At 75.6% G+C, this 23,298-nt stretch carries 23 protein-coding genes; 11 read left to right on the plus strand and 12 right to left on the minus strand.

The genetic code is table 11. The features are described 5' to 3' along the window. The first annotated feature begins 29 nt into the window (after positions 1 to 29). Positions 30 to 551 carry a hemerythrin domain-containing protein gene (locus tag HNR61_RS29060; protein ID WP_182846344.1) on the plus strand — a complete coding sequence of 174 codons (522 nt, stop codon included), beginning with the start codon at positions 30 to 32 and terminating at the stop codon, positions 549 to 551. Positions 552 to 574: 23 nt separating this feature from the next. On the opposite strand, the gene HNR61_RS29065 is transcribed toward HNR61_RS29060, so the two are convergent. Beyond that, positions 575 to 1,027 (minus strand): iron chaperone, encoded by a 453-nt coding sequence (locus HNR61_RS29065; RefSeq protein ID WP_182846345.1) that lies wholly within the window; start codon positions 1,025 to 1,027, stop codon positions 575 to 577. 176 nt (positions 1,028 to 1,203) lie between these two features. Here HNR61_RS29065 and HNR61_RS29070 point away from each other — a divergent pair, with 176 nt between their 5' ends. Further along, entirely contained in the window at positions 1,204 to 1,881 is a 678-nt protein-coding gene (locus HNR61_RS29070) for a hypothetical protein (protein ID WP_182846346.1), read from the plus strand. Between the two features lie 156 nt (positions 1,882 to 2,037). Here the strand turns inward: HNR61_RS29070 and HNR61_RS29075 are convergent, their stop codons facing one another. Next, complete coding sequence (locus tag HNR61_RS29075) at positions 2,038 to 2,799, minus strand: SDR family oxidoreductase (protein ID WP_182846347.1); 762 nt, start codon at positions 2,797 to 2,799, stop codon at positions 2,038 to 2,040. Positions 2,800 to 3,001: 202 nt separating this feature from the next. Here HNR61_RS29075 and HNR61_RS29080 point away from each other — a divergent pair, with 202 nt between their 5' ends. Then, on the plus strand, positions 3,002 to 3,898 hold the full coding sequence (locus HNR61_RS29080) for an RNA polymerase sigma-70 factor (protein WP_182846348.1): 897 nt from the start codon (positions 3,002 to 3,004) through the stop codon (positions 3,896 to 3,898). A 21-nt stretch (positions 3,899 to 3,919) separates the two neighbouring features. Here the strand turns inward: HNR61_RS29080 and HNR61_RS50120 are convergent, their stop codons facing one another. Further along, the gene (locus tag HNR61_RS50120) at positions 3,920 to 4,249 is read right to left on the minus strand and encodes a hypothetical protein (protein ID WP_182846349.1); all 330 of its coding nucleotides are present in this window, start codon (positions 4,247 to 4,249) and stop codon (positions 3,920 to 3,922) included. Positions 4,250 to 4,423: 174 nt separating this feature from the next. Between HNR61_RS50120 and HNR61_RS29090 the strand changes: the two genes are divergently transcribed. Both HNR61_RS29090 and HNR61_RS29095 read left to right on the plus strand, forming a co-directional pair. Then, complete coding sequence (locus HNR61_RS29090) at positions 4,424 to 5,257, plus strand: sigma-70 family RNA polymerase sigma factor (RefSeq protein ID WP_312898146.1); 834 nt, start codon at positions 4,424 to 4,426, stop codon at positions 5,255 to 5,257. Positions 5,258 to 5,260: 3 nt separating this feature from the next. Beyond that, on the plus strand, positions 5,261 to 5,611 hold the full coding sequence (locus HNR61_RS29095; RefSeq protein WP_182846351.1) for a DoxX family protein: 351 nt from the start codon (positions 5,261 to 5,263) through the stop codon (positions 5,609 to 5,611). 10 nt (positions 5,612 to 5,621) lie between these two features. On the opposite strand, the gene HNR61_RS29100 is transcribed toward HNR61_RS29095, so the two are convergent. Then, positions 5,622 to 6,227 (minus strand): response regulator transcription factor, encoded by a 606-nt coding sequence (locus HNR61_RS29100; protein WP_312898147.1) that lies wholly within the window; start codon positions 6,225 to 6,227, stop codon positions 5,622 to 5,624. A 132-nt stretch (positions 6,228 to 6,359) separates the two neighbouring features. On the opposite strand from HNR61_RS29100, the gene HNR61_RS29105 reads away from it, so the two are divergent. Together HNR61_RS29105 and HNR61_RS29110 are read left to right on the plus strand one after the other, a co-directional pair. Next, on the plus strand, positions 6,360 to 7,091 hold the full coding sequence (locus HNR61_RS29105) for an ABC transporter ATP-binding protein (RefSeq protein WP_182846353.1): 732 nt from the start codon (positions 6,360 to 6,362) through the stop codon (positions 7,089 to 7,091). Then, positions 7,091 to 9,487: an ABC transporter permease gene (locus tag HNR61_RS29110; protein ID WP_182846354.1), complete on the plus strand. Its 2,397-nt coding sequence runs from the start codon at positions 7,091 to 7,093 to the stop codon at positions 9,485 to 9,487. Before HNR61_RS29105 ends, HNR61_RS29110 begins: the two co-directional genes overlap by 1 nt. A gap of 145 nt (positions 9,488 to 9,632) precedes the next feature. On the opposite strand, the gene HNR61_RS29115 is transcribed toward HNR61_RS29110, so the two are convergent. From HNR61_RS29115 to HNR61_RS46970, 3 genes are all read right to left on the minus strand, one after another. Continuing rightward, positions 9,633 to 10,103 carry a DUF8820 family protein gene (locus HNR61_RS29115; RefSeq protein ID WP_182846355.1) on the minus strand — a complete coding sequence of 157 codons (471 nt, stop codon included), beginning with the start codon at positions 10,101 to 10,103 and terminating at the stop codon, positions 9,633 to 9,635. Positions 10,104 to 10,116: 13 nt separating this feature from the next. Next, complete coding sequence (locus HNR61_RS29120) at positions 10,117 to 11,334, minus strand: DUF6745 domain-containing protein (protein ID WP_182846356.1); 1,218 nt, start codon at positions 11,332 to 11,334, stop codon at positions 10,117 to 10,119. A gap of 144 nt (positions 11,335 to 11,478) precedes the next feature. Beyond that, the gene (locus tag HNR61_RS46970; RefSeq protein WP_220509909.1) at positions 11,479 to 12,408 is read right to left on the minus strand and encodes a proline dehydrogenase family protein; all 930 of its coding nucleotides are present in this window, start codon (positions 12,406 to 12,408) and stop codon (positions 11,479 to 11,481) included. 84 nt (positions 12,409 to 12,492) lie between these two features. Here HNR61_RS46970 and HNR61_RS50125 point away from each other — a divergent pair, with 84 nt between their 5' ends. Then, positions 12,493 to 13,530, plus strand: a complete 1,038-nt coding sequence (locus tag HNR61_RS50125; RefSeq protein WP_312898148.1) for a PucR family transcriptional regulator — start codon at positions 12,493 to 12,495, stop codon at positions 13,528 to 13,530. Positions 13,531 to 13,534: 4 nt separating this feature from the next. Here the strand turns inward: HNR61_RS50125 and HNR61_RS29130 are convergent, their stop codons facing one another. Next, positions 13,535 to 13,999 carry a nuclear transport factor 2 family protein gene (locus HNR61_RS29130; protein ID WP_182846357.1) on the minus strand — a complete coding sequence of 155 codons (465 nt, stop codon included), beginning with the start codon at positions 13,997 to 13,999 and terminating at the stop codon, positions 13,535 to 13,537. A 95-nt stretch (positions 14,000 to 14,094) separates the two neighbouring features. On the opposite strand from HNR61_RS29130, the gene HNR61_RS29135 reads away from it, so the two are divergent. Next, a complete protein-coding gene (locus HNR61_RS29135) occupies positions 14,095 to 15,051 on the plus strand; it encodes a GlxA family transcriptional regulator (protein ID WP_182846358.1) in 957 nt (318 codons plus the stop codon). Here the strand turns inward: HNR61_RS29135 and HNR61_RS50130 are convergent. After that, positions 15,027 to 16,397 carry a serine hydrolase gene (locus HNR61_RS50130; RefSeq protein ID WP_220509910.1) on the minus strand — a complete coding sequence of 457 codons (1,371 nt, stop codon included), beginning with the start codon at positions 16,395 to 16,397 and terminating at the stop codon, positions 15,027 to 15,029. The genes HNR61_RS29135 and HNR61_RS50130 overlap by 25 nt on opposite strands. Before the next feature lie 156 nt (positions 16,398 to 16,553). Here HNR61_RS50130 and HNR61_RS29145 point away from each other — a divergent pair, with 156 nt between their 5' ends. Further along, positions 16,554 to 17,159: a class I SAM-dependent methyltransferase gene (locus tag HNR61_RS29145; RefSeq protein WP_182846360.1), complete on the plus strand. Its 606-nt coding sequence runs from the start codon at positions 16,554 to 16,556 to the stop codon at positions 17,157 to 17,159. A 156-nt stretch (positions 17,160 to 17,315) separates the two neighbouring features. Continuing rightward, a complete protein-coding gene (locus HNR61_RS29150; protein WP_182846361.1) occupies positions 17,316 to 18,434 on the plus strand; it encodes an MFS transporter in 1,119 nt (372 codons plus the stop codon). Between the two features lie 33 nt (positions 18,435 to 18,467). Here the strand turns inward: HNR61_RS29150 and HNR61_RS29155 are convergent, their stop codons facing one another. Genes HNR61_RS29155 through HNR61_RS29165 form a run of 3 tightly spaced genes read right to left on the minus strand, consistent with a single transcriptional unit; the run spans position 18,468 to position 23,201 of the window. Beyond that, positions 18,468 to 19,646: an FAD-dependent monooxygenase gene (locus HNR61_RS29155; protein WP_182846362.1), complete on the minus strand. Its 1,179-nt coding sequence runs from the start codon at positions 19,644 to 19,646 to the stop codon at positions 18,468 to 18,470. Between the two features lie 35 nt (positions 19,647 to 19,681). Further along, positions 19,682 to 22,726 carry an ATP-binding protein gene (locus tag HNR61_RS29160; protein WP_182846363.1) on the minus strand — a complete coding sequence of 1,015 codons (3,045 nt, stop codon included), beginning with the start codon at positions 22,724 to 22,726 and terminating at the stop codon, positions 19,682 to 19,684. Between the two features lie 7 nt (positions 22,727 to 22,733). Then, entirely contained in the window at positions 22,734 to 23,201 is a 468-nt protein-coding gene (locus HNR61_RS29165; RefSeq protein ID WP_182846364.1) for a MarR family winged helix-turn-helix transcriptional regulator, read from the minus strand. Positions 23,202 to 23,298 lie beyond the last annotated feature (97 nt).

Here is a 23,298-nt window from a genome sequence, read left to right on the forward strand (position 1 = left end):
GGACCGGCGCGCCCCAGGATGAGGCGCAGATGGAATCCTCCGACGCACCGGACGCGCGCCTGACGGCGTTCGGCTCCCAGCTGGTCGAAGTCCATGACTGGCTCCGCGGGGAGCTGGCCCGCCTCAGCGACGACGTAGACGCCCACCTCGACGGCGGCACGCCGCCCCGGGAACTGCGCGCGCACTGCCTGACCTTCTGCGCCGCGCTGGAACGCCACCACACCGGCGAGGACGCCGGGGCGTTCCCCGCGCTGGCCGAGCGGTACCCCGAACTGGCCCCCACGCTGGACAAGCTGCGCGAGGACCACTGGCTGGTCTCCGGCATCCTGCGCAGGCTCCAGGAACTGGTCGGCGGGCTGGGCCCCGGGACCGGCGACCCCCGGGAGGCGCAGCGGGTGCGCGGGGAACTGGACGGCCTGATGGCGATCGTGGAGTCGCACTTCCGGTACGAGGAGCGCAGCCTCGTCGAGGCGCTCGACGCCCTGAACGTCCCGGAATGGGCGGGCGCGCCGCCCGCCTTCCTGCGGGCGGGCACGCCGACGCCCCCGTAGCCCGCGTCCGTTCACCGGGCGGCTCAGCCGGCCGCCCGCCGCACCAGCTCGCCGATCCGCTCCTCCACCTCGGCCGTCACCTCGGTCAGGGCGAACGCGGTCGGCCACATCGGGCCGTCGTCCAGCTTCGCCAGGTCGTTGAACCCGAGCGTCGCGTAGCGCGCCTTGAACTTCTCCGCGCTCTGGAAGAAGCAGACGACCTTGCCGTCCAGCGCGTAGGAGGGCATCCCGTACCAGAGCTTCGGTTCGAGGGCCGGGGCGTTGGCGGTGACGACGGCGTGGACGCGCTCGGCCATGACCCGGTCCGAATCCGGCATCTCGGCGATCTTCGCGAGCACGTCCCGCAGCGCCTCGGCCGCCTTGTCCGCCCGCGAGGCGCGGCGGGCCGCCTTCTTCTGCTCCTGGGCGTGCTCCTTCATCGCGGCCCGCTCCTCGGCGGTGAACCCCTCGTAGTTGCTGTTCGCGGTGCCGGCCATGGTCACTCCCTGATGTTCGTGGGTCCTGGTCCGCCCGGTGGTGCCGGGTCGACCTCCGTGGTCATACTGTCCCCCGGCCGGGGCACGGGCCGCTTCCGTGCTGACCACGGAACCCACCACGGAGAACGGATCGGTGCCGGCCCCCGGTGCACCCCGACGACGCCCGAGGAGCCGCCATGAACGACGCGACCCGGCCCGGAGGCCACGAGGAGACCGCCGACGCCGCGGCGCCGCGGGCCCGGCTGCGGCACGTCCGCTGGCTCGGCGGCGGATCCGGCGCGGGCAAGTCGACCATCGCCCGGCGCCTGGCGGCCCGGCACGGTCTGCGGCTCTACGCGACCGACGACGTGATGCCCGACCACGCCCGCCGGACCGCGCCCGGGGACGGCCCGTCGCTGAGCGCGTTCAAGGCCATGGACATGGACGAGCGGTGGGTGGACAGGTCCCCGGAGACCATGCTGGAGACGTTCCACTGGTTCCGGGGCGAGGGCTTCCCCCTGATCGTCGAGGACCTCCTGCGCCTCCCGCCGGAACCCGGTGTGATCGTCGAGGGCTTCCGGCTGCTGCCGCACCTCGTGCGGCCCCTCCTCACCGCGCCCGGCCAGGCCGTCTGGCTGCTCCCCACGCCCGGCTTCCGCCGGGCCGCGATCGACGCCAGGGGCTCCACCTGGGACATCGCCCGCAGGACCCGTGATCCGGAGCGGGCCCTGCGCAACCTGCTCGAACGCGACCGGCTGTTCACCGAACGCCTCCGCGAGCGGACCAGGGACCTCCGGCTGCCCGCCATCGAGGTCGACACCACGATGACCGAGGACGATCTGGCCGGGCGGGTGGCGGCGGCGTTCGGGCTGTGAACCCCCGGCCGGGGTCGGGCGGGCCGGTCCCCGGTCCCCGGGGCGGCGTGGCGGGCCGTCTTCACCACCGAGACCAGCAGGATCAGGACCAGGTGGGGAAGCGGCGCGGTCAGGGTCCAAGGCTGCCGTGCCGCCGCCCGGGGACCGGCTGAGCGGTCACCACGCGACGGTGCCGAGGCGGTCGATGAAGATCCCGGTCGGGCCGTCGGCGTCGAGCGTCGCGAGCCGGATGATCGGGTCGGTGCCCTCGGTGACCGTCAGCTGGCCGGTGTGATGGTTCATGTCGGTGGCGGTGAACTTGCGGTTGGCGACCTCCCCGGGGGTGACGGCGTTGAACCTGACGTCCGGGAGCGCCTGGGCGTACCGGACGGTGATCATGTTCAGCGCCGCCTTCGAGGAGCTGTAGGCCAGCTCGTGCATCCGGGAGACGGGCTGGTCCGGGTCGGTCACGACCGCGAACGAGCCGCCGCCGCTGGACACCATGACCACCCGCGGCCCGTCCGCCGCCCGCAGCAGGGGCAGGAACGCGTGCGTGACCCTGACCGGCCCGTACACGTTGGTGTCGTAGACCGCGTGGATCTCCTCGGCCGTGGCGTCCACGGGCGCGACGACGTTCCCCGGCGTACCGGCGTTGTTGATCAGTACGTCCAGCCGGTCGGTGTGCTCCCGGACGAGCCGCACCGCGCCGGCCACCGACGCGTCCGAGGTCACGTCCAGCGGGACCATGACCACGTTCACGCCGCCGTCGGCCAGCCGGGCGGCGGCCTCCCTTCCCCGGCCCTCGTCGCGCGAGCCGAGGAAGACCGTCCACCCCCGCTCGCCGAGCCGCCGGGCCGTCTCGAAACCGAGCCCCTTGTTGCCCCCGGTCACCAGCACCGTGGTCCGCTCCTCCGGGGTCCGCGCCTTCGTGGTCGCCATGGCCTCGTCCTCACTCGTGGGGGTCGTGTGCCGCGCGGATCGTCGGCGCGGCATGCTGACGACCATGGAGACGCCGGTGTCCCACCCGCCGTGACAGCGCCGTTCACGTGACGTACGTCACCGGCCGCGGATGTCACGCGGCGGCGGGTTCCGGAGTCTTCTGCCTGGAGCACAGTCGAGAACGGACGGGCGGGAGCCGGGTATGAGCGAGGGCGATTCCATGGGCGCCGCCACCGAGGCGTTCGTGGCCCACCGCAACCTGCTGTTCACCGTGGCCTACGAGATGCTCGGCTCGGCCGCCGACGCCGAGGACGTCCTCCAGGAGGTCTGGCTGCGGTGGGCGGACGTGGACCTGGACGAGGTGCGGGACCGGCGGGCCTACCTGGTGCGGATCACCACCCGGAAGGCGCTGGACCGGCTGCGGACGCTCGGCCGCCGCAAGGAGTCCTACGTGGGGCCGTGGCTGCCCGAGCCGCTGCTGACCACGCCCGACGTGGCCGAGGACGTGGAGCTGGCCGACAGCGTCTCGATGGCGATGCTGCTGGTGATGGAGACCCTCGCCCCGACGGAGCGGGCCGTGTTCGTGCTGCGCGAGGTGTTCGGCCTGGACTACGACGAGATCGCCCAGGCCGTCGACAGGACTCCGACCACCGTCCGCCAGATCGCCCACCGGGCACGGGCGCACGTCGCCGCCCGCCGGCCCCGCGACGTCGTCTCCCCGGCCGAGAGCCGGGCCGCGCTCCAGGCGTTCCGGCGCGCGCTCGAAACCGGCGACCTGCAAGGTCTGCTGGACGTCCTCGCACCGGACGTCGTCCTGCTGAGCGACGGCGGCGGGGTCGTGCACGCCGTGCAGCGGCCCGTCGCGGGGGCCGACAAGGTGGCCCGCCTGCTGGCCGTCGGCTGGCACAAGGTCGGCGCCTGGACGTCGGTCGAGCCGGTCCAGGTCAACGGCCACCCGGCGCTGGTCCTGCGGCGCGACGGGGGGATCCACGGCGTCGCGGCGATGCGGATCGAGGACGGTCTCGTCACCGGGCTCTACTTCGTGGTCAACCCCGAGAAGCTGTCGCGGGTGGGGCGGGAGACCGAGCTGAGCCGCTGAGCCCGCACCGCCCCGAGCGGATCACGTCGCGGTCGTGCCCCGGCCGCGGCGGCCCGCCACGGCGGCCCCGGCCGAAGCCGCCGAGCACAACAGCACGCCAAGGCCGAGGTACCAGGGCACGCGGTCCACCGTGGAGCCGTCCTCCCAGCGGCAGGTCGCCTGGGGCGGGAACGCCCTCCGCTCCATGCCGTCGAAGGCGGGCCCCCGCGCGGCGGGCGGGTCGGGAACGCCGTAACGCCACAGGTTGCAGGAGTGGTAGTCGTTCTCCCAGGGGACGAGCAGGAACAGGCCGGCCAGGTACAGGGCTCCGGCGGCCACGGCGAGCGCGATCGCGGCCCGGCGCCGCCTCACCCGGGAAGTGTCGTCGCGAGCCGATCTGATGGCGGTTTCCTCCCCCGTCGCACGGACCACTCCATCATCGGCCCTGATCGGGTCCGCCCGGACCCGGAACGGTCCCGGTTCGGCGCGGTGGGTCACCTTTCGGGGGCGCCGCGCGTCTGGTGGGTGACTCGAAGGGAGCGTTCGGTGGATCGGAACGGGGTTTTTCAGCGGGAGCGGCCGCGTCTGCTCGCGGTGGCGTTCCGGGTGCTCGGCTCGGAGGCCGACGCCCAGGACGTCGTGCAGGAGGCCTGGGAGCGGTACGCCGCCGCCGACCTCGCGGAGATCCGCAACACCCAGGCGTGGCTGACCACCGTGGTGACGCGGCTGTGCCTGGACTTCCTGCGGCGGGACCGGGAGGTTCCCCGGCGGCCCGAGGAACTTCCCGCCGTGGACGGGGGCGAGGACCCGCAGGAGGTCGTGGCGCTGGCCGGGGAGCTGACCTCGGCGATGGTGGTCGTCGTCGAGGAGCTGACGCCGCCGCAGCGGGTCGCGCTGATCCTCCACGACGTGTTCGGCGTCCCCTTCGAGGAGGTCGCCCGCGTCCTGGACACCTCCCCCGCGTCGGCGAAGAAGCTGGCCAGCCGGGCGCGGGGGCGGCTGCGCCGGGCCGACGCGCCCGAGGACGACGAGCCCCGCCGGGCCCGGCCCGTGGTGGAGGCGTTCCTCCGGGCCGCCCGGCAGGGCGACCTCGACGGGCTCGTCGCCGTCCTCCACCCGGACGTCGTGCGGACCGCCGACCCCCAGGCGGTTCCGGCCGGGGCGGCCCAGCGGATCCGGGGCGCGCGGGAGGTCGTCGCCGAGACCCGGGCGCTTCGGGACAACGCCCGGCGCGCCCGGCTGGTCACCGTCGACGGGCGGCCCGGGATCGCCGTCGGGTCGCGCCTCGCGCTGGTCTTCCGGGTCGTCGGCGGGCTCATCGTCCACTACGACGTCGTCGCCGACCCGCGGCGTCTGGACCTGCTGCGGATCGAGGGCTGACCGATGTTCGTCGCCTATGTCGCCGTCACCGTCGCCACGATCGTGGCCAACGCCGCCATCGCCGTCGCCGACCTGGCCGGGGCCCGGTTCGTGCTGGCCAACTCGGCCGAGGTCGGGGTGCCCCGGTCGGCCCTTCCCGCGCTGGCGCTGCTGAAGGCCGCCGGCGCGGGCGGGCTGCTGCTCGGGCTGCTCGGGGTGGAGCTCCTCGGGATCGCCGCCGCCGTCGGGCTGGTGCTGTTCTTCCTCGGGGCCGTCGTCGCGCACGTGCGGGCGCGGGTCTTCCACAACATCGCGTTCCCCGGCGCCTTCCTCGCCCTGGCGGTGGGCTCGCTGGCGCTCGCCGTCCTGCGCTGAGGGGCGGCCGTCAGATCCAGCCGGACTCGGCCGCGATGCGGACCGCGTCGGTGCGGCCGCGGGCGTTCAGCTTCGTGATGATCGCCGTCAGGTTGTTGCGGACCGTGCCGGGCGACAGGTGCAGCCGGGTCGCGATCTCGTCGGGCTCGGCGCCCCCGGCGGCCAGCGCGAGGACGTCCCGCTCGCGCGGGGTCAGGGGGTTGTCCGACAGGTCCCACGCGGTGACCGCCAGGGACGGGTCCAGCACGCGTTCGCCGGACGCCACGCGGCGGATCGCGGCGGCCAGCTCCTCGGGCGGGGCCGTCTTGAGCAGGAAGCCCTGGACCTTCGCGTCCAGGGCGCGGCGCAGGTGGCCGGGCTTGCCGTGGGCGGTGAGCATCAGGGCCTTGCAGGCGGGCAGCCTCGCGCGGAGCTCGGCCGCCGCCGCCAGGCCGTCCTTGCGGGGCATGTCGATGTCCATCACCGCGACGTCGGGGCGCAGGGCCAGGGCCCTGTCGACGGCCTCGGCGCCGTCGGACGCCTCGGCGACGACCTCCAGGTCCGCCTCCAGGTTCAGCAGCGCGGCGAGCGCGCCGCGGATGACGTGCTGGTCTTCGGCGAGCAGTACCCGGATCACGATCATGAGCCTAGAGCCTGTTCCCGGGGGTCCCGGCCGCGCACGCGGGCGTCCTCCACCCGTGAGGAATTCACGGGTGCCGCGTGATCGGCGCTCTACTGCGGGACGTCGCAGGTCAGCAGGCTTGGAGACATGAGCGATGCGGTGGAGCTGGACGCGGTCAGCAGGGTGTACGGGAAGGGGCGCGGGGCGGTCGCCGCCCTGCGCGAGGTGTCGGTGGGGCTGCCCCGCGGCCGGTTCACGGCCGTGATGGGGCCGTCGGGGTCGGGCAAGAGCACGCTCCTGCACTGCGCGGCGGGGCTGGACCGGCCGACGGCCGGGCAGGTGCGCCTCGGCGGCACTGAGCTGTCGGGGATGGGCGAGGCGCGGCTGACGGAGCTGCGGCGGCAGCGGATCGGGTTCGTGTTCCAGGCGTTCAACCTGGTCCCGTCGCTGACCGTCGAGCAGAACGTCACCCTCCCGCTGCGCCTGGCCCGCCGCAGGGCCGACCGGGCGTGGCTCGGCGAGGTGCTGGAACGCGTGGGACTCGGCGCGCGGGCGTCGCACCGGCCCGCGCAGCTGTCGGGCGGGCAGCAGCAGCGGGTCGCGATCGCGCGGGCGCTGGTCACGCGGCCGGAGGTGGTGTTCGGGGACGAGCCGACCGGGGCGCTGGACACCATGACCGCGCGGGAGGTGCTGCGGCTGCTGCGGGAGACCGTCGACCAGCTCGGGCAGACGGTGGTGATGGTGACGCACGACCCCGTGGCCGCCTCGTACGCCGACACCGTCCTCTACCTGGCGGACGGGCGGATCGTGGACACGATGCACACGCCGTCCGCCGAGGCCGTCGCCGAGCGCATGACCCGTCTGGGGGCGTACGCCTGATGCTGTCACTCGCCTGGAGCACGTTGCGGCACCGCAAGGCCGCGTTCGCCGGGGCGTTCGTCGCGCTGTTCTGCGCGGCGGCGATGGTGTGCGCGTGCGGGATGCTGCTGGACACCGGCCTGCGCGGGACCGTGAAGCCCGAACGGTACGCGGGCGCGCCGATCGTCGTCGCCGGGGACCCCGAGACCCGCTTCCAGAAGCGGAAGGTGAAGGACGACGAGGTCAAGACCAAGGTGAAGAGCAAGCCCAACACCGCGCGGGCGTGGATCCCGGCGGAGCTGGCGGAGCGGCTGCGGGGCGTGCCGGGCGTGCGCTCGGTGGTGACCGAGGTCAGCTTCCCGGTGCCGGGGACGGGGGCCGAGGGGCACGGCTGGGAGTCGGCGGCGCTGACGCCGTTCACGCTGCGGGCCGGGCGGGCTCCGGTGGCCGACGGCGAGATCGTGGTCGACGCCGGCGGGCCCGGGGTCGGGGCGCGCGTCGGGTCCTACCGGGTCGTGGGCGTCACCAGGGAGCGGCTGGAGCACCAGCGTGTCGTGTTCCTCTCGACCGGGGAGGCACGGCGGCTGGCGGTCCGGGCCGGGAAGGTGAACGCCGTCGGCGTGTGGCCCGCCGGGGCCGAGGGCGCGGTGCGGGAGGCCGTGCGCGGGTCGGGCGCGGTCGTGCAGGTCGGGGATGGCCGGGGGCGCGTGGAGTTCCTGGGCGCCGACGGGGCGCGGGCCCGGCTGGTGAGCATGGGCGCGGCCCTCGGCGGGACGTCGCTGATCGTGGCGCTGCTGTCGGTGGTGGGCACGTTCGGCCTGGCCATGCAGCAGCGCGAACGCGAGCTGGCGCTGCTGCGGGCCGTGGCGATGACGCCGCGGCAGCTCCGCAAGATGATCGGGAGTGAGGCGCTGGTGCTGGGGCTCGCGGCGGCGGTGCCGGGGGCGCTGGCGGGGATGCTGCTGGGCGGGTGGCTGCACGGGGCGTTCACCGGGCTGGGCGCGATCCCGGCGAACCTGCCGCTCAGCGTGGGCGTGTTCCCGCCGGTCGCGGCGGTGGCGGCGACGGTCCCGGCGGCGTGGCTGGCGGCGCGGGTCGCGGCGCGGCGGGTCGCGCGGCTGCGGCCGGTGGAGGCCCTGGGCGAGGCGTCGGGCGCGGTGACGCGCGTGCCGTGGGCGCGGGTCGCCGGCGGCGTGGTCGCGCTGGCGGTGGGCGCGGTGCTGACGGGCGTGCTGGCGTCGGTGCGCACCGACGCGGCGGCCGGGCCGCTGACGCCGCTGACCGCGCTGGCGTGGACGACGGCGGTGACGCTGCTGGGCCCGGTGCTCGCCCGGGTCGTGCTGGGGCCGCCCGCGCTGGCGCTGGCCCCGCTGCCGGGAACGGGCGGGCTCGCGTCGCTGAACCTGCGGGCGGGCGCGCGCCGCCTCGCCCCGGTGGTCGCGCCGCTCACGCTGATGATCGCGCTGTCCTCGACGCTGCTGTTCGCCGGGACGACGCTGACGGGCGCGGGCGAACGGCAGGCGAGGGAGGGCACCCTCGCCACCCACGTGATCGGCCCCGGTGTGCCGGCGCGGGCGGCCGAGGCCGTGCGGCGGGTGCCGGGCGTGCGGGCCGCGACCGAGGTGCTGCACACGCGGGTGCGGGCGATCAACAGCCCCTACAGCGTGCAGGGCGTGACGGCCGAGGGGCTGGAGGCGACCATGGACCTCGGCGTGACGTCCGGGTCGCTGGCGGAGCTGGGGAACGGGACCATGGCCGCCCGGGAGGGCGTCGGCATGAAGGTCGGCGACCGGGTGTCGTTCTCCATGGCCGACGGGACGCCGGTCACGCTGCGGGTCGTGGCCGTCTACCGGCGGGGGCTCGGGTTCGGGGACCTGACGCTGCCGCACGCGCTGGTCGCCGCGCACGTGGACGCCCCGCTGAGCACGGTGCTGGTCGCCGCGCCGGGCGTGCCGCGGGACGCGCTGGCCGCCGCCGCGGGGGCGCCGGTGCGGGACCGGGCCGCGGCCGTGGAACGCGGGGACGGCGGCGCGGTCAACCGGCTGGCGCTCGGGCTGATCGTCGCGTTCGCCGCGATCACGATGGTGAACACCCTGGCCATGGCCGTCGCGGGCCGCTCCCGGGAGCTGGCGCTGCTGCGCCTGGTCGGCGCGACGCGGCGGCAGGTGCTGCGGATGGTGCGGCTGGAGACCCTGGCGGTCGTGCTGGTCGCGGCGGTGCTCGGAACGCTGGTCGCGCTGGTGACGCTGGTCGCCTACAGCTCCGGCATGACCGGGACCGCCACCCCGCACGTCCCGGTCCTCGGCTACCTGGGGATCGTCGGCGGGGCCGGGCTGCTGGCGCTGCTGGCCGCCGCCCTCCCGGCACGGGCCGCACTGCGGCCCGCGCCGGTGGAGGGCCTCGGCGTCCGCGAGTAGGTCGTGTCCGAAAAGCCCTGGCCCACGGCGCTCGCCCCGGGGGCTCGCACCTCACCGGGTCCTGGCGGGCGCGACACCGCTTCGCGATCCGACCCGCGGAACGAGGCCCGCCACGCCCCCGACGCGTGGCGGGGCCCCGCCGCGTTCAGTCGGCGATAAAGCGGACGCCCCCGGTGCGCACGCCGGAGAACGGCGTGGGCGCCACCCCGCGCTCGCGCTGGCGGCGGATCACGTACGTGCCGGGTGCGACGCCCGACCCGCCGTGCTCGGGATGCAGCAGGTAGGCCGGGGCCGTGGTGCGGAACGCGCCGACGGCCAGGCGCGTCGTGTCGGCCAGGTTGGTCGTCCACTCGCAGGCGCCGGGCTCGGCGACGAGGGTGTGCGGGTTGCCCCCGGCGGCGCCGCGCAGCACCTCGACGCCGCCGGCGGACACCTCCAGCCAGGACGCCCACGAGTCGATCGAGACGGCCTTCCCGAGCATGGCCAGGGGGATGACGAGCAGGTCGCCCTGGGCCTGGAGGCCGTCGAGGACGGGGATGGCGACGTCCCGCTCCAGGTGGTCCAGGACGTCGAGGCCGGTGCGGGCGGTCAGGTCGGAGAGGGTAAGGGTGGTCATGCGCATCACCTGTTCAGGTACGTCGGACGAGGGTGGCGTACTGGGCGGCGTCCAGCCCGTAGGACCAGGCCGCGGCGGCCACCGGATCGTCGAGGAAGGAGGGGACGTTCAGGCCGTAGCGGCGGCGGCGCCCGTCGCGCTCGACGGAGCCGTTGACGGCGAGCAGGATGTTCGCGAACGAGGCCGGGCCGGTGCCGGGCTGCTCGTAGAGCCGCAGTTCGCAGCCGGGGTTGCCGGGGTCGGGAGCGGCCGCGAGCAGGCGCAGGCCGCCGCGTTCGATGTACGCCTCCCAGCCGATCTTCTCGATGGCGCAGCGGCGCACCTCGATGTTCGGCTCGGCGGCGACGCGCGCCGGGTCCGGGTCGGTGACGACCCAGGCCGGGACGCGGGTGCCGTTCCAGAAGTAGAGGGCCCAGTCGTCGCGGTAACGCAGGGCCGGTCCGTCGGGGTTGTGGAGCCGGACCTCGCCGTCGGGGCGGCCCGGCTCGGGTTCGGCGTGGATCTCGGCGGGGCGTTCGGAGACGACGCAGACCTCTTCGTACGGCCACCACCAGCCGCAGGAACGCGCCAGCGTCGCCCACAGGTCGAGCTGGGCCTCGTCCGGCCCGCGGTAGCGCGCCATGCCGAGCCGCCGGTGGACGTCGAACTCGGCGACCCAGTGCGCGTCGTGCTGGCCGCTCCAGGGCAGGTCACCGCGTTCGTTGCCGAGGACCGCGCGGATGTGGTTCCGCAGCGAGTCGAGGACGGAGGCCCGGAGGGGGTCACGGAACGCCCACTGGAGGACGTCGGGCAGTTCCTCCCCGTCGGCCAGCAGGTCTTCCGGCGCGCTGTCGTCCGCGGGCCGCTGCCACCAGCCCCGCCGGGGCTGCCGGCGGCGGGCGTCCAGGCCCGCGCGCAGGTCGGAGACCAGGTTGGCCAGCAGCAGCGCCACCGGCCAGCCGCCGGGGTCCGTGCGCAGGAAGTCCCCGTTCGGGCGGGGCGGCGGGTCGGGAGGGAGGGCGTTCAGCGCGGCGGCGGGCGAGTCCACCCAGACGAAGTCCGGGGGCTCCCTGCCGACCAGGGAGTACAGGCCGCCGATCGCGGTCTCCGCCGCGGAACGGTCCGCCGGTCGCGTGGAGAGGGCTTCGGTCAGCCACTCGTCCCGGATCGCCGCGGCCTCACGCCAGCGGTCGATCGGGGAGGGGACGGGAACTCGTGCGCCGCGCTCGCGCGGCTTCGCCGGGCGGGTCACCGGGTGACTTCGCCGGCCGCCTTTCCATCGATCATGCCCTGGATGATGACAGGACCGGCCGCGCGGGCACAAGGGTCTTCTCGCGCGGCCGGTCCCGACGGGGTTCCGCCCGGCGCACGCCGTTGTGCGCAGGGCGAAGTCTCTTCACCTGGAAGGCAGGAACGAGCGGAGGAAGAACGTCAGGTTCGCGGGGCGCTCGGCCAGGCGGCGCATGAAGTACCCGTACCAGTCGGCGCCGTAAGGGATGTAGGCGCGGACGCGGTGGCCCTGCCCGGTCAGGCGGCGCTGCTCGTCGGCGCGGATGCCGTAGAGCATCTGGAACTCGTAGTCGCCGGGCTTGCGGCCGTGGCGGGCGGCCAGTTCCTGGGCGATCCGGATCAGGCGCGGGTCGTGCGAGCCGATCATCGGGTAGCCCCGGCCCGCCATGAGGATCTTCAGGCAGCGGACGTAGGCGCGGTCGACCTCGGCCCTGTCCTGGTGGGCGACCGTGGCGGGCTCGCGGTAGGCGCCCTTGACCAGGCGGACGCGGGAGCCCTCGGTGGCCAGCGCGCGGGCGTCGTCCTCGGTGCGGAACAGGTAGGACTGGAGCACCGCGCCGGTCTCGGGGTACTCCTCGCGCAGCCTGGCGAGGATGCCGAGGGTGGAGTCGACGGTGGTGTGGTCCTCCATGTCCAGGGTGACGGTGGTCCCGGCGGCGCGGGCGGCCTCGGCGACGCGGCGCGCGCCCTCGTAGGCCAGGTCGTCGCCGCCGGTCGGGAGGGCCTGGCCGAACGCCGACAGCTTCACCGACACCTCGGCCCGGGTGCCGAGGCCCTCCCGGGCCAGGGCCTCCAGCAGGCGGAGGTAGGCGTCGCGGGTGGCGCGGGCCTCGGCGGCGGAGGTGATGTCCTCGCCGAGGTGGTCGAGGGTGACCTCGATGCCGTCGCCGGTCAGCGAGCGGACCGCCGTCAGGGCGTCGGCCAGCGTCTCGCCCGCGACGAACCGGTCCACCACGGGCCGGGTGACGGGCGCGCCGGCGACCAGCTTGCGCATCGCGTCGCTGCGGGACGCGACCAACAGAACGGGACCGAGCATCGGGCACCTCCTTCTTCCGTCCCCGACGGTAGGGAGGCGTGGCGGTGCCGGGACAGCGACAACGGGCGGAACATACTTGTACATGTGTATGAAGGCGACTTCCAGGCGCTCGTCGACGAGGTGTCGGCGCTGCTGGCGGCCCCGGCGACGCTGGAGGACCGCGACTTCCGGCTGATCGCCTTCGCGGCGCAGGAGGGCGATCTGGACGCGGTGCGGACCGGGTCGATCCTGCGCCGCAGCTCTCCCGCCGGGGTGCGGGCCTGGTTCGAGAGCTTCGGGATCGCGCGGGCCGCCGGGCCGGTGCGGACCCCGCACGATCCGAGGACCGGGGTGCTGGCCCGGCTGTGCCTGCCCGCGCGGGACGCGGGCGTGACCTACGGGTACCTGTGGCTGCTGGACGAGGGCGCGATCGGGCTCGACGACCCCCGGCTGGCGGAGGCCATGCGGCTGGCCGGCGCGGCGGGGGCGCTGCTGGCCGAGCAGGGGCGGCCGTCGCGGGCGCTGGGACTGCTGCTGGCGGAGGCGGAGGCCGAGCGCGCCGAGGGGCGTTCCCTGCTGGCCGACCACGCCGTGGCGGCCTCCCCGTTCGTGGTCATGGTGGTGGGCGGCGAGCTGCGGCCCGCGCCGTACGGAATGATCGCGACGCGGGACGTGCTGCTGGCGCCCGTGCGGGACCTGGCGGAGGGGAGGGCCCAGGCGGCGCGGATCGCGGCGCGGGCCGGGGCGGTCGGGATCAGCGGGCTGGGCCGGGACCTGGGGCGGGTGCGGGAGGCGGTCCGGCAGGCGCGGGCGGCGCTGCGGGTGGCGCGGGACGTTCCGGGCGCGGGGCCGGTGGCGGCGTGGGACGCGCTGGGGCCGTACCGGATGCTGACGGAGCTGTCGGACGGCGATCCGGCGGTCGCACCGCTGCTGGACCCGAAGAACGCGCCGCTGCGGCTGACCGCCGAGACCTACCTGGACCAGGCGGGGAACGCCCAGCGCACGGCCGCCGCGCTGAACGTCCACCGCCAGACCCTCTACTACCGGCTGTCGCGGATCGAGGAGCTGACGGGTCTGGACCTCGACTCCGGGGCGGACCGGCTGCTGCTGCACATGGCGCTCAAGGCCGCCCACCTGCGCTGACCGGTCAGCGCAGGGGGATCGGCGCGCCGTGCTCCTCCGGCGGGCGGGGACCCCGGACGCGGCGCTCGGAGTCGGTGATCGCCACGTCGTTGATGCTGGCCTCGCGGCGGCGCATCAGGCCGTCGCCGTCGAACTCCCACAGCTCGTTGCCGTAGCTGCGCCACCACTGGCCCGCGTCGTCGTGCCACTCGTACTGGAAGCGGACGGCGATGCGGTCGTCGGTGAACGCCCACAGCTCCTTGCGCAGGGCGTAGTCCCGCTCGCGCTCCCACTTGGCGGTCAGGAACCTCACGATCTCGTCGCGGCCCCGGAGGAACCGGTCGCGGTTCCGCCAGACCGAGTCGGGGGTGTAGGCGAGGGCGACGCGTTCGGGGTCGCGGGTGTTCCAGGCGTCCTCGGCGGCCTGGACCTTCGCGCGGGCGGTCTCCTCGGTGAACGGCGGGAACGGCGGTCGTCGGGTCGTGTCCATGGCGTCGAGCATGCCGGGGGCGGCCACCGCCGCGCCGTGTCCGTCCGGCCAGGAATCCCGCACATCCGGACATGCGGGGCGGTTAGCGTGGCGGGATGAGGATCGCGGTCCTGGCGTACGCGGGTGTGCGGCTGATGGACGTCACGGCCCCGCTGGAGGTGTTCGGCACGGCGGGGCGGCTGGGCGCCGCGTACGAGACGGTGCTGTGCTCCCCGGACGGGGGCGAGGTCGGCACGGCCGCCGGGACGCGGCTGGTGACGGCGCGCGGCGTGCCCGAGGCGGACACGCTGGTGGTGCCGGGCGGGCCGGACCTGCCCCGGCACGCGCTGCCGGAGGGGCTGCTGGCGGCGGTGCGGGAGGCGGCCCCCCGCGTGCGGCGGGTCGCGTCGGTGTGCACGGGGGCGTTCGTGCTGGCGGCGGCCGGGGCGCTGGAGGGGCGGCGGGCCACGACCCACTGGCGGTACGCCGGGCTGCTGGCGCGGCTGCATCCCGGGGTCGCCGTCGAACCGGACGCGATCTACGTGCGGGACCGGGGGGTGCTCACCTCGGCCGGGGTCGCGGCCGGGATCGACCTGGCGCTGGCGATGGTGGAGGAGGACCACGGCGCGGACCTGGCGCGGGAGGTGGCGCGGGACCTCGTCGTGTTCCTGCAACGGCCGGGCGGGCAGTCGCAGTTCTCGGTGGCGGCGCGCACCCCCCGGCCCCGGAGCGGGCCGCTGCGGGCGGCGGTGGACGCCGTGGTCGCCGACCCGGCCGCCGACCACTCGGCGGTGGCGATGGCGGCGCGGGCCGGCGTCAGCGTCCGGCACCTGACCCGGTTGTTCCGCGAGCACGTCGGCGGCACGCCCGCCGCCTACGTCGAGGCGGTGCGGGTGGAGGCCGCCCAGGCGTCGCTGGACGCCGGGGAGTCGGTCGCGGAGGCGGCGGCGCGGGCGGGGTTCGGAAGCGACGAGTCCCTGCGGAGGGCGTTCCTCCGGCGGCTGGGAGTGCTGCCGTCGGAGTACCGGGCGCGCTTCCGGACCTCGCGTCAGGAGGCGCGGCGCCTCTCGTAGGCGTCGATCAGGTTGCCGAGCTTCGCGAACTTCTCGGTGTAGGAGTACGGGTAGGTCCCCGGCTCCACGGCGGGCCGGTTCGCGTCGACGTACTGGGTGCCGAGGTTGGAGAAGACCGCGACGACGTAACGGCGGCCGTTCTTGCTGATGGAGCGGACGATGCCCGCGTCGGCGGCCGAGTTGTTCACCCAGCCGGTCTTGTGCGCGAACGTCACCTCGGCCTTGGCGTTGCAGGGCCGCACGTCGCGGCCGAACTTCTGGCCGTTAACGGTGACGGTGCCGTCGGGGCCGATCCAGCGGTCGGCGACCTTGTGCGGGATGCCGGGGGCCGGGTAGGCCGCGCCGCAGCGGTTGACCGAGGAGAGCATGTCGTTGAAGCCCTGCTGGGAGAGCTTCTCCAGGAAGAAGCGCCGGGAGGCGGCCGACAGGACGTTCCGGGTGACCGGCGTGCCGTCCGGGGCCCTCCAGACCGTGCCGGGCGCGCCGTTGATCAGGGTGAGCAGCTTGGCGGTGTCCAGCGAGCTCATCGTGACGGAGTTGGACCAGCGGCCGCCGTTGGCGGGGTTGGTGTTCTTGAGCTGGAGCGTCCGGAGGCCGAGGTCCTGGAACGCCTGGTTCAGCGGGTCGATCGCGCCGCGGTCGTGCAGGAGCTTGATGAGGGCGCAGGAGGCGCCGTTGGACGACCAGGTCAGCGACTCGTCCATGTACTGGCGGACCGGCTTGGAGGTCGCGCCGCCGCACAGCGGGCTGACCGGGTCGGGCCGGTAGTCGTACACGGTGTCGAGCGTGATCTCGCCCTTGTCGACCAGGCGCAGGACCCCGAAGTTGACCATCAGCTTCAGGACCGAGGCGGGGTAGGCGAGCATGTGGTCCAGCGGGGCGTTCTCGCGTCCCGGGACCACGTCGATCGTGCCCTGGCCCTTGTTGGCGTACCAGCCCTTGTCGTCCCACTGCCGCCAGCGGACCGACGTGGTGGAGAGGTTCCGGTCGACCGGGACCGTGACGCCCTTCGGGTACAGCGGGCTCATCAGGACGGTGCCGGACCGGATCGGCCGCCCCTTGCCGTCCAGCTCGATGACGGTGGCGTCGAGCTGCGGCTGCTGGGAGATCGGCTGCGGCGCGGCGGTGGCGGCCAGGCGGCGCACGTCGGCGGTGGTCTGGCGCTCCCGGTCCACGGTCGGCAGCCGCTTGGCCTGCGGCGAGGCGGGCGGCGCGGTGTCCAGGACCTCCTGGAAGCGCAGGCCGTCGATCGTCCGCCGCAGCTTCTCGGCGAGCGGCTCGGAGGCCGCCTGCGCCTGTCCCGGCAGGGACACGGCGGCGGCGGTGACGGCGAGCGCGACGGACACGCGGAACCATGGACGACCCACAGGTTTCCCCTTCCCTGGAGGAACCCGACCATATCGTGATCTTGGTAGCGGACTTCGGAAAAGGGGAAGATCACGGCACTCCCGGAGGGCCACCGGGCCGCCCGTGCCGTCGGGGGCGACGTCTACGATGGCGGCGTGGACGCCAACGCCTGGGACAGTCGATACGCCGCGCGGGAGATGCTGTGGTCCGCCGAGCCGAACCGGTTCGTCGCCGAGGAGTTCACCGGGAGGACGCCCGGCCGGGCGCTGGACCTGGCGGCCGGGGAGGGCCGCAACGCCCTGTGGCTCGCCGAGCACGGCTGGAGCGTCACCGCCGTGGACTTCTCCCCCGTCGCCGTCGAACGCGCCCGTGAGCTGGCGAAGGCGCGGTCGCTGGAGGTCGAGGTCGTCGCCGCGGACATCACGGCGTGGCGGCCGGAGGAGGACTCCTTCGACGCCGTGGTGATCGCCTACCTGCACCTGCCCGCCGCGGACATGGCGGACGTGCTGCGCAAGGCCGCCGCCGCGCTGCGCCCCGGCGGCGTGCTGCTGTTCGTGGGCCACGACCGCGCCAACCTGACCGACGGTGTCGGCGGCCCGCAGGACCCGGCGATCCTGCACACCCCCGACAGCGTGACCGGCGCGCTGCCCGGCCTGACGATCCAGCGCGCCGAACGCGTCCTGCGCCCCGTCGAGGTCGACGGCGAGACCCGGCACGCGGTCGACACCCTCGTCCGCGCCGTCCGCGCGCCCCGCCACTGACGTCCGCTCCCCGGTTCCGGCACCGGAATAGGGCATCCGGCCGATCCGCCGCGGGCCGTCTTCACCGAAGCTGGGCTGAGGTGGGCGTCGGGACTGGGAGGCGTTGTGGTGGGTGGGGTTCGGCGGCCTCGGTTGGTGGGCCGTCCGCTCGCGTTGATGTTCGTCTCCACGGCGGGGGCCGTGTCGAGCGTCTTCCTGCTGATGTCGTCGGTGCCGTTGTTCGTGTCCGCCAACGGGGCCGGGGACGCGGGCGCGGGCCTGTCCACGGGCGTGCTGATGCTGGGAACGGTGCTGGCGGAGCCGTTGACGCCCCGGTGGACGCGGCGGTTCGGCCCCCGGGCGGTGACGGCGGCGGGGCTGCTCCTGCTGGGGGTGCCGTCGCTGGGGCTGTGGGCGCTGGCGGCGGCGGACTCGCGGGCGTTCCTGCCGGTGCTGGCGCTGGGCTTCGTGCGCGGGGCGGGGCTGGGGATCGTGGTCGTCGTCTCGACCTCGGTGGTGGCCGACCTGGCGCCCGAGGGGCGCCGCAGCGAGGTCCTGGGCGTCTACGGGGTCGTGGTCAGCGCGCCCGGGATCGCGGGGCTGCCGCTCGGGGTGTGGCTGGGGCTGCACGTCGGGTACGGGCCGGTGTTCGCCGCCGGGGCGCTGGTGGCGCTGCTGCCGCTGGCGGCGACGCCGGGGCTGCCGTCGCGGCACCTCGACGGCGTCGCGCACGGCGCCGGTCTGCTGGCGGGGATCCGGAACGCCGGGCTGCTGCGCCCCTCGCTGATCTTCGGGGCGACGACGGTGGCCTCGGGGGTGATGTCGACGTTCCTGCCGCTGGCCATGCCCCCGGGGCAGCGGCGCTGGGCGGCGGTGGCGCTGTTCGTCCAGTCGTGCGTCACGCCGGTCGCGCGGTGGGCGGCGGGACGTCACGGGCGGTCGGCGGCGCTGCTGGTGCCGAGCGTGGTGCTGGCGGCGTCGGGGCTGGCGCTGCTGGTGCGGGTCGACGCGCCGGTGGTGGCGCTGACGGCGGCGGCGCTGTTCGGGGCGGGGTTCGGGATCGCGCAGAACGCGACCCTGGCGGTGATGTTCGAACGCGTGGAGCGCGAGGAGTTCGACACCGTCAGCACGCTGTGGAACCTCGCCTACGACGCGGGCATCGGGATCGGGGCCGTGGGGTTCGGGTTCGTGGCGGGCGGGTTCGACTACCGGGTGGGGTTCGCGGTGACGGCGGCCGTCATGGCGGCGGCGCTGGTGCCCGCGCTGCTGGACCGGCGCGCGGCGCGGAGGGCGTAGCCGCCTCCCGGCCGCGCGCCGGTCCGCGGGGCGTCACAGCCGGTGGTCGGGCAGGTCGACGCCCTCGGCGGCGTTGCGGGCGGCGCGGGCCATCAGGCCCTTCCACGGCAGGTAGGGCAGCACCCGGTAGTTGGCCCGCACGAACCAGTTCATGAGGCGGTTGGGCGGGACCATGAAGTTCGCCGCACCCTGGCCCAGCCTCAGGCAGCCCTGCGCGTAGGGGCGCATGACCCGCTCGTAGCGCGGCAGCGCGACGCGGTGGTCCCCTCCGGCGGCGACGAGCTCCCCGGCCAGCACGTACGCGCCGACCATGGCCAGGCCCGTGCCCATGCCCGACAGCGGTGACGGGCAGTGGGCGGCGTCCCCGGCCAGCGCGACGCGGCCCCGCGTCCAGGTGTCCGCGCGGACCTGGGCGACGGCGTCGAAGTAGAAGTCGGGGGCGTCGTCGAGGGCGGCCAGCAGCCGGGGGGTGACCCAGCCGACGTCGGCGTAGCGTTCCGCGAGGATCCTCTTCTGGGCGGCGGTGTCGTACCGGTCGTACTCCAGCGGTGGGGATCCCCAGAAGAAGACGGCGCGGCCCTCGGTGTCGTGGCGGGCGCTGTAGAACCCGACGACGCGGCCCGGGGCGTTGTGGCCCAGGCCCGCGTGGTCGAGGCCGAGGAGGTTGCCCGTGCTGAACACGGCCGTGTAGAGGCCGAGGTGGCGGACGAAGCGCTCCTCGGGGCCGAACGCCAGGCGGCGCACGTTGGAGTGCAGCCCGTCGGCGCCGACCACCAGGTCGAAGCGGCGCGTCGGGCCGCTGTCGAACGTGACCGTCACCCCGCCGCCGTCCTCCTCCAGCGCGGCGATCGAGTCCCCGAAGCGGTACTCGGCGCGGTCCTTCGTGAGGTCGTACAGGATGCGGCCGAGGTCGCCGCGCAGGATCTCGATGTCGCCGGAGAACAGGTCGCCGGGCAGCTCCACCAGCGGTTCGCCGTCGGCGTTGACCAGGGTGAAGGGCCCCAGCCCGGTCCGCGCGGCGCGCACCTGGTCGAGGATGCCCATGCGGCGCAGCACGGTGAGGTGGGCGCGGCCCCGGAAGTCGACGGCGTAGCCGCCGTCACGGAGTCCGGGGGCCTTCTCGACGATCGTGACGGAGTAGCCGTGCCGGGTGAGCCAGTGGGCGAGCGCGGGACCGGCGACCGAGGCGCCGGAGACGAGGACGTCGTTCATGGGGGCGAGCCTGTCCGGCGGCGCTCACCGCGCCCTCACCGCTCGCTCACCGGCGGGCCGGCCAGGACGGGGGCGGCGGCGATGACGTCCTCGCCGACCCCGAGCAGCCGCAGCGCGCCGTCGCGCCGCAGCCGCGCGCCGTCCGCGAACGCGGCGTCGTAGGCGTCGTCGCCGAGCGCGGAGCGGACCGTGTCCGCGGCGGCCCGCCACTCGCCGTCGTCGAGGGCGCCGCGCAGCGCCGACGCCGCGCCGAGCAGGCGCGCCGCCGCCGCCGGGTCGGGCTCGATCCCGGCCATCGCGACGGCCGCCCGCGCCGACTCGTAGTAGACCCCGAGCGACGCCGCCGACGCGGCGGCCTGCCGGAACCGCTCCCGCGCCCCGGCGGTGTCGCCCGCCCGGACCGCGACCCGGCCCGCGCCGACGAACGCGCGGGCCCGGCTGCCGAGGGTCCGCAGCCAGCGCGGGTCGAACCGGTCCAGCGCCTCCTCGTACAGCCGCCGCGCCCCGGCGACGTCGCCCCGCCACAGCGCGACGTCGCCGAGGCCCCGCAGCGCCGACGCCAGGTAGGTGGCGCTGCCCGCGCGGCGGGCCAGCCCGGCGGCGCGGGCGTAGTCCTCGCGCGCCCCGTCCGGGTCGGCGGCGAACCGCTGGTCGCCCCGGTTGCACAGCAGGTCGCACTGGTCGTCCACCGCGCCGAGCTCCTCCATCAGCCGCAGCGCCTCGTCGGTCAGCGCGACGGCCCGGTCCCACTCGCCGCGCAGCGCCAGCAGCCCGGCCAGCGAGTCGGTCGCGAACGCCGTCCCCCACCGGTCCCCCGCCTCCCGGAACAGCGTGCGGGCGCGGCCGAACTCCGCCTCCGCGCGGGCGGCGTCGCCCCGGGCCGTCTCCGGGTAGCCGCACATCAGGTGCGCGGCGGCCCGCGCCCACGGGTGCGGGCTGCGCAGGTCGGCGTGGATCAGCGCGTAGGCCAGCTCGATCGAGCTGTCGGCGGCGCGGGCCATCAGCCACAGGAAGCCCAGCGCCGGGTGCCGCCGCGGCCCGTCGCCCGCGAGGACGGCCGCCGCGGCGGTGTCCCGGTGCCGCCGCCAGGCCGCCAGGCCCGCCCGGTCGGAGGCCGCGACCGTCGCGCACAGCGCGTACTCCTCCTCCAGCCCGGCGGGGACGGCGTCCCCGGCGAGGTCGAGGAGCGCCCCGGCGGTCCCGGCGGCGTCCCGGCACCGCCCGGATATCCACAGGTATGTGGACAGCGCGGCGAGCAGCCGCAGCCCGGCGTCCGCGTCCCCGGCGCGCACGGTCCGGCGCAGCGCGGCCATGAGGTCGTCGTGGTCGGCGGCCAGGGCGCGCAGCGCGGCGAGCTGGCCGCGGCCCAGCAGGTCGGGGGCGAGCGCGCGGGCCGTCTCCAGGTGGTGGGCGAGGTGGGCGCGTTCGGCGTCGGCGGTCTCACCGAGCGCGGCCAGGCGTTCGGCGGCGTAGGCGCGGATGGTCTCCAGCATGCGGAACCGGCCGTTGTCGAACTCCAGCAGCGACTTGTCGACCAGGGACTCCGCCTTCCCGGGACCGCAGACGGCCCGCGCCGCCGCGGCGGTCGCGCCCCCGGCGAACACCGAGAACCGGGCGGCGGCGCGGCGTTCCTCGCCGGTCAGCAGGTCCCAGCTCCACCCGACGACGGCGCGCAGCGTGCGGTGCCGCGCCTCGCCCGCGCGGCTGCCGGGCAGGCCGAGCCGGTCACCGAGACGGTCGTCGAGGCGGTCGGTCAGCTCCTCCAGCGTCAGCGTGCGCAGCCGCGCCGCCGCCAGCTCGATCGCCAGCGGCAGGTCGTCCAGCGCCCGGCACACCCGGCCCACCCGCGCGTCCGGGACGAACCCGCGCCGCACCGCCCGCGCGCGTTCGGTGAACAGCCGTTCCGCCGCGTCCCCCGGCAGCGGCCGCACCTGCCACAGGTGCTCCCCGGTCACGCCGAGGGGCTCGCGGCCGGTCGCCAGCACGCGCAGCCCCGGGCACGACGACAGCAGCCCCCACGCCAGGTCCGCGACGGGTTCGACCAGGTGCTCGCAGTTGTCGAGGACGAGCAGCAGCTCGCGGTCGCCGAGCGCGGTGACCAGGCGTTCCACCGGCTCGCCGCCGGGCCCGGACAGCAGCCCGCCGTCGCGCAGCCCGAGCGCGCCCAGCAGCGCGAGCGGCAGCCCGGCCGCCTCGCCGACGGCCGCGAGCGGAACGAAGCAGACCTCGCCGTCCCAGCGCCGCGTGACCTCGATCGACAGCCGGGTCTTGCCGACGCCGCCGGGCCCGACCAGGGTGACCAGGCGGGCGTCCGCGAGCAGGCCGCGCAGCCCGGCGATCTCGTCGGCGCGGCCGACGAACCCGGTGAGCGGCGCGGGCGGCCGGGCGGGCGCGGCGGTCAGCAGGTCGCGGTGCAGGCCCGCCAGGTCGGGCGAGGGGTCGGCGCCGAGCTCGGCGGCGAGCGTCCGGCGGGTCCCCTCGAACACCGACAGCGCCTCGGCCGGGCGGCCCTCCGCGCGCAGGGCCCGCATGAGCAGGGCGTGGAGGCGTTCGCGGAGGGGGTGGGCGGCGGCCAGCCCGCGCAGCTCGGGCACGACGTCCCGGCCGGTCGCCAGGTCGGCCTCCAGCCGGTCCTCCAGGGCGGTGAGCCTGCGTTCCTCCAGGCGGAGGGCCGTCGCGCGTCCGGGGGCGTCGGCGAACGCCTCGCCGCGCCACAGGTCCAGGGCCTCCCGCAGCAGCCGCGCCGCGCCCCCGGGGTCCCCGGCGCGCAGCGCGGCCCGCCCCTCGCCGGCCAGCCGCTCGAAGCGGCCCGCGTCCACGGCCTCGGGCCGCGCGTCGAGCCGGTAGCCGGGTCCGGCGCGTTCCACGACGAGGTCGCGCCGCAGCCGGGACACCTGCGCCTGCAACGCGTGCGCGCCGTCCCCGCCGTACAGCTCCTCGACCAGCAGCCCGGCGGGGACGACCTCGCCGGGGCGTTCCAGCAGCAGCGCGAGCAGCGCGCGGCGCGCGGGGCCGCCCAACGGGATCTCGGTCCCGTCGGCGCGCCACGCCCGCGTCTGCCCCAGGACCCCGAACCGCACGCGGCGATTATCCGCCGGACCGGGGGTCGTTCGCCGAGGCGGCGTCGATGACGCGGGTCAGGGTGCGGTGCAGGTCCTGGAGCTCGGCCATGCCCATGCCCAGCGTCTCCATGATCCGGGCGGGGATCCGCTCGGCCCGCTCGCGCAGGGCCCGGCCCTCGGCGGTCACGGTGACGCGGAGGAGGCGTTCGTCGCGGGCGTCGCGCTCGCGCTGGATGAGACCGGCCGCCTCCAGGCGTTTGAGGAGGGGGGACAGCGTGCCGGGGTCGAGTTGCAGGAGCCGGCTCAGCTCCTTCACCGACAGGTGGCGGTGCTCCCACAGCGCCAGCATCACCAGGTACTGGGGGTGGGTGAGGCCCATCGGCTCCAGGATCGGCCGGTAGAGCGCCAGCACGCTCCGCGAGGCGACGACCAGCGCGAAGCACACCTGGTTCTCCAGGGCGAGGGGATCGGTGGTCTCGGTCACATCAGCCATCACGGACTCCACCCGGCGAGCGTCCTGAACTATAAAGGAATCGTACCAATGATTGGTGTACAAAGTATTTGCGGGCCAACGGATACGCCGGCGCGCC

The sequence above is a fragment of the Actinomadura kijaniata genome (assembly GCF_014138665.1).
Lineage (GTDB): Bacteria > Actinomycetota > Actinomycetes > Streptosporangiales > Streptosporangiaceae > Spirillospora > Spirillospora kijaniata.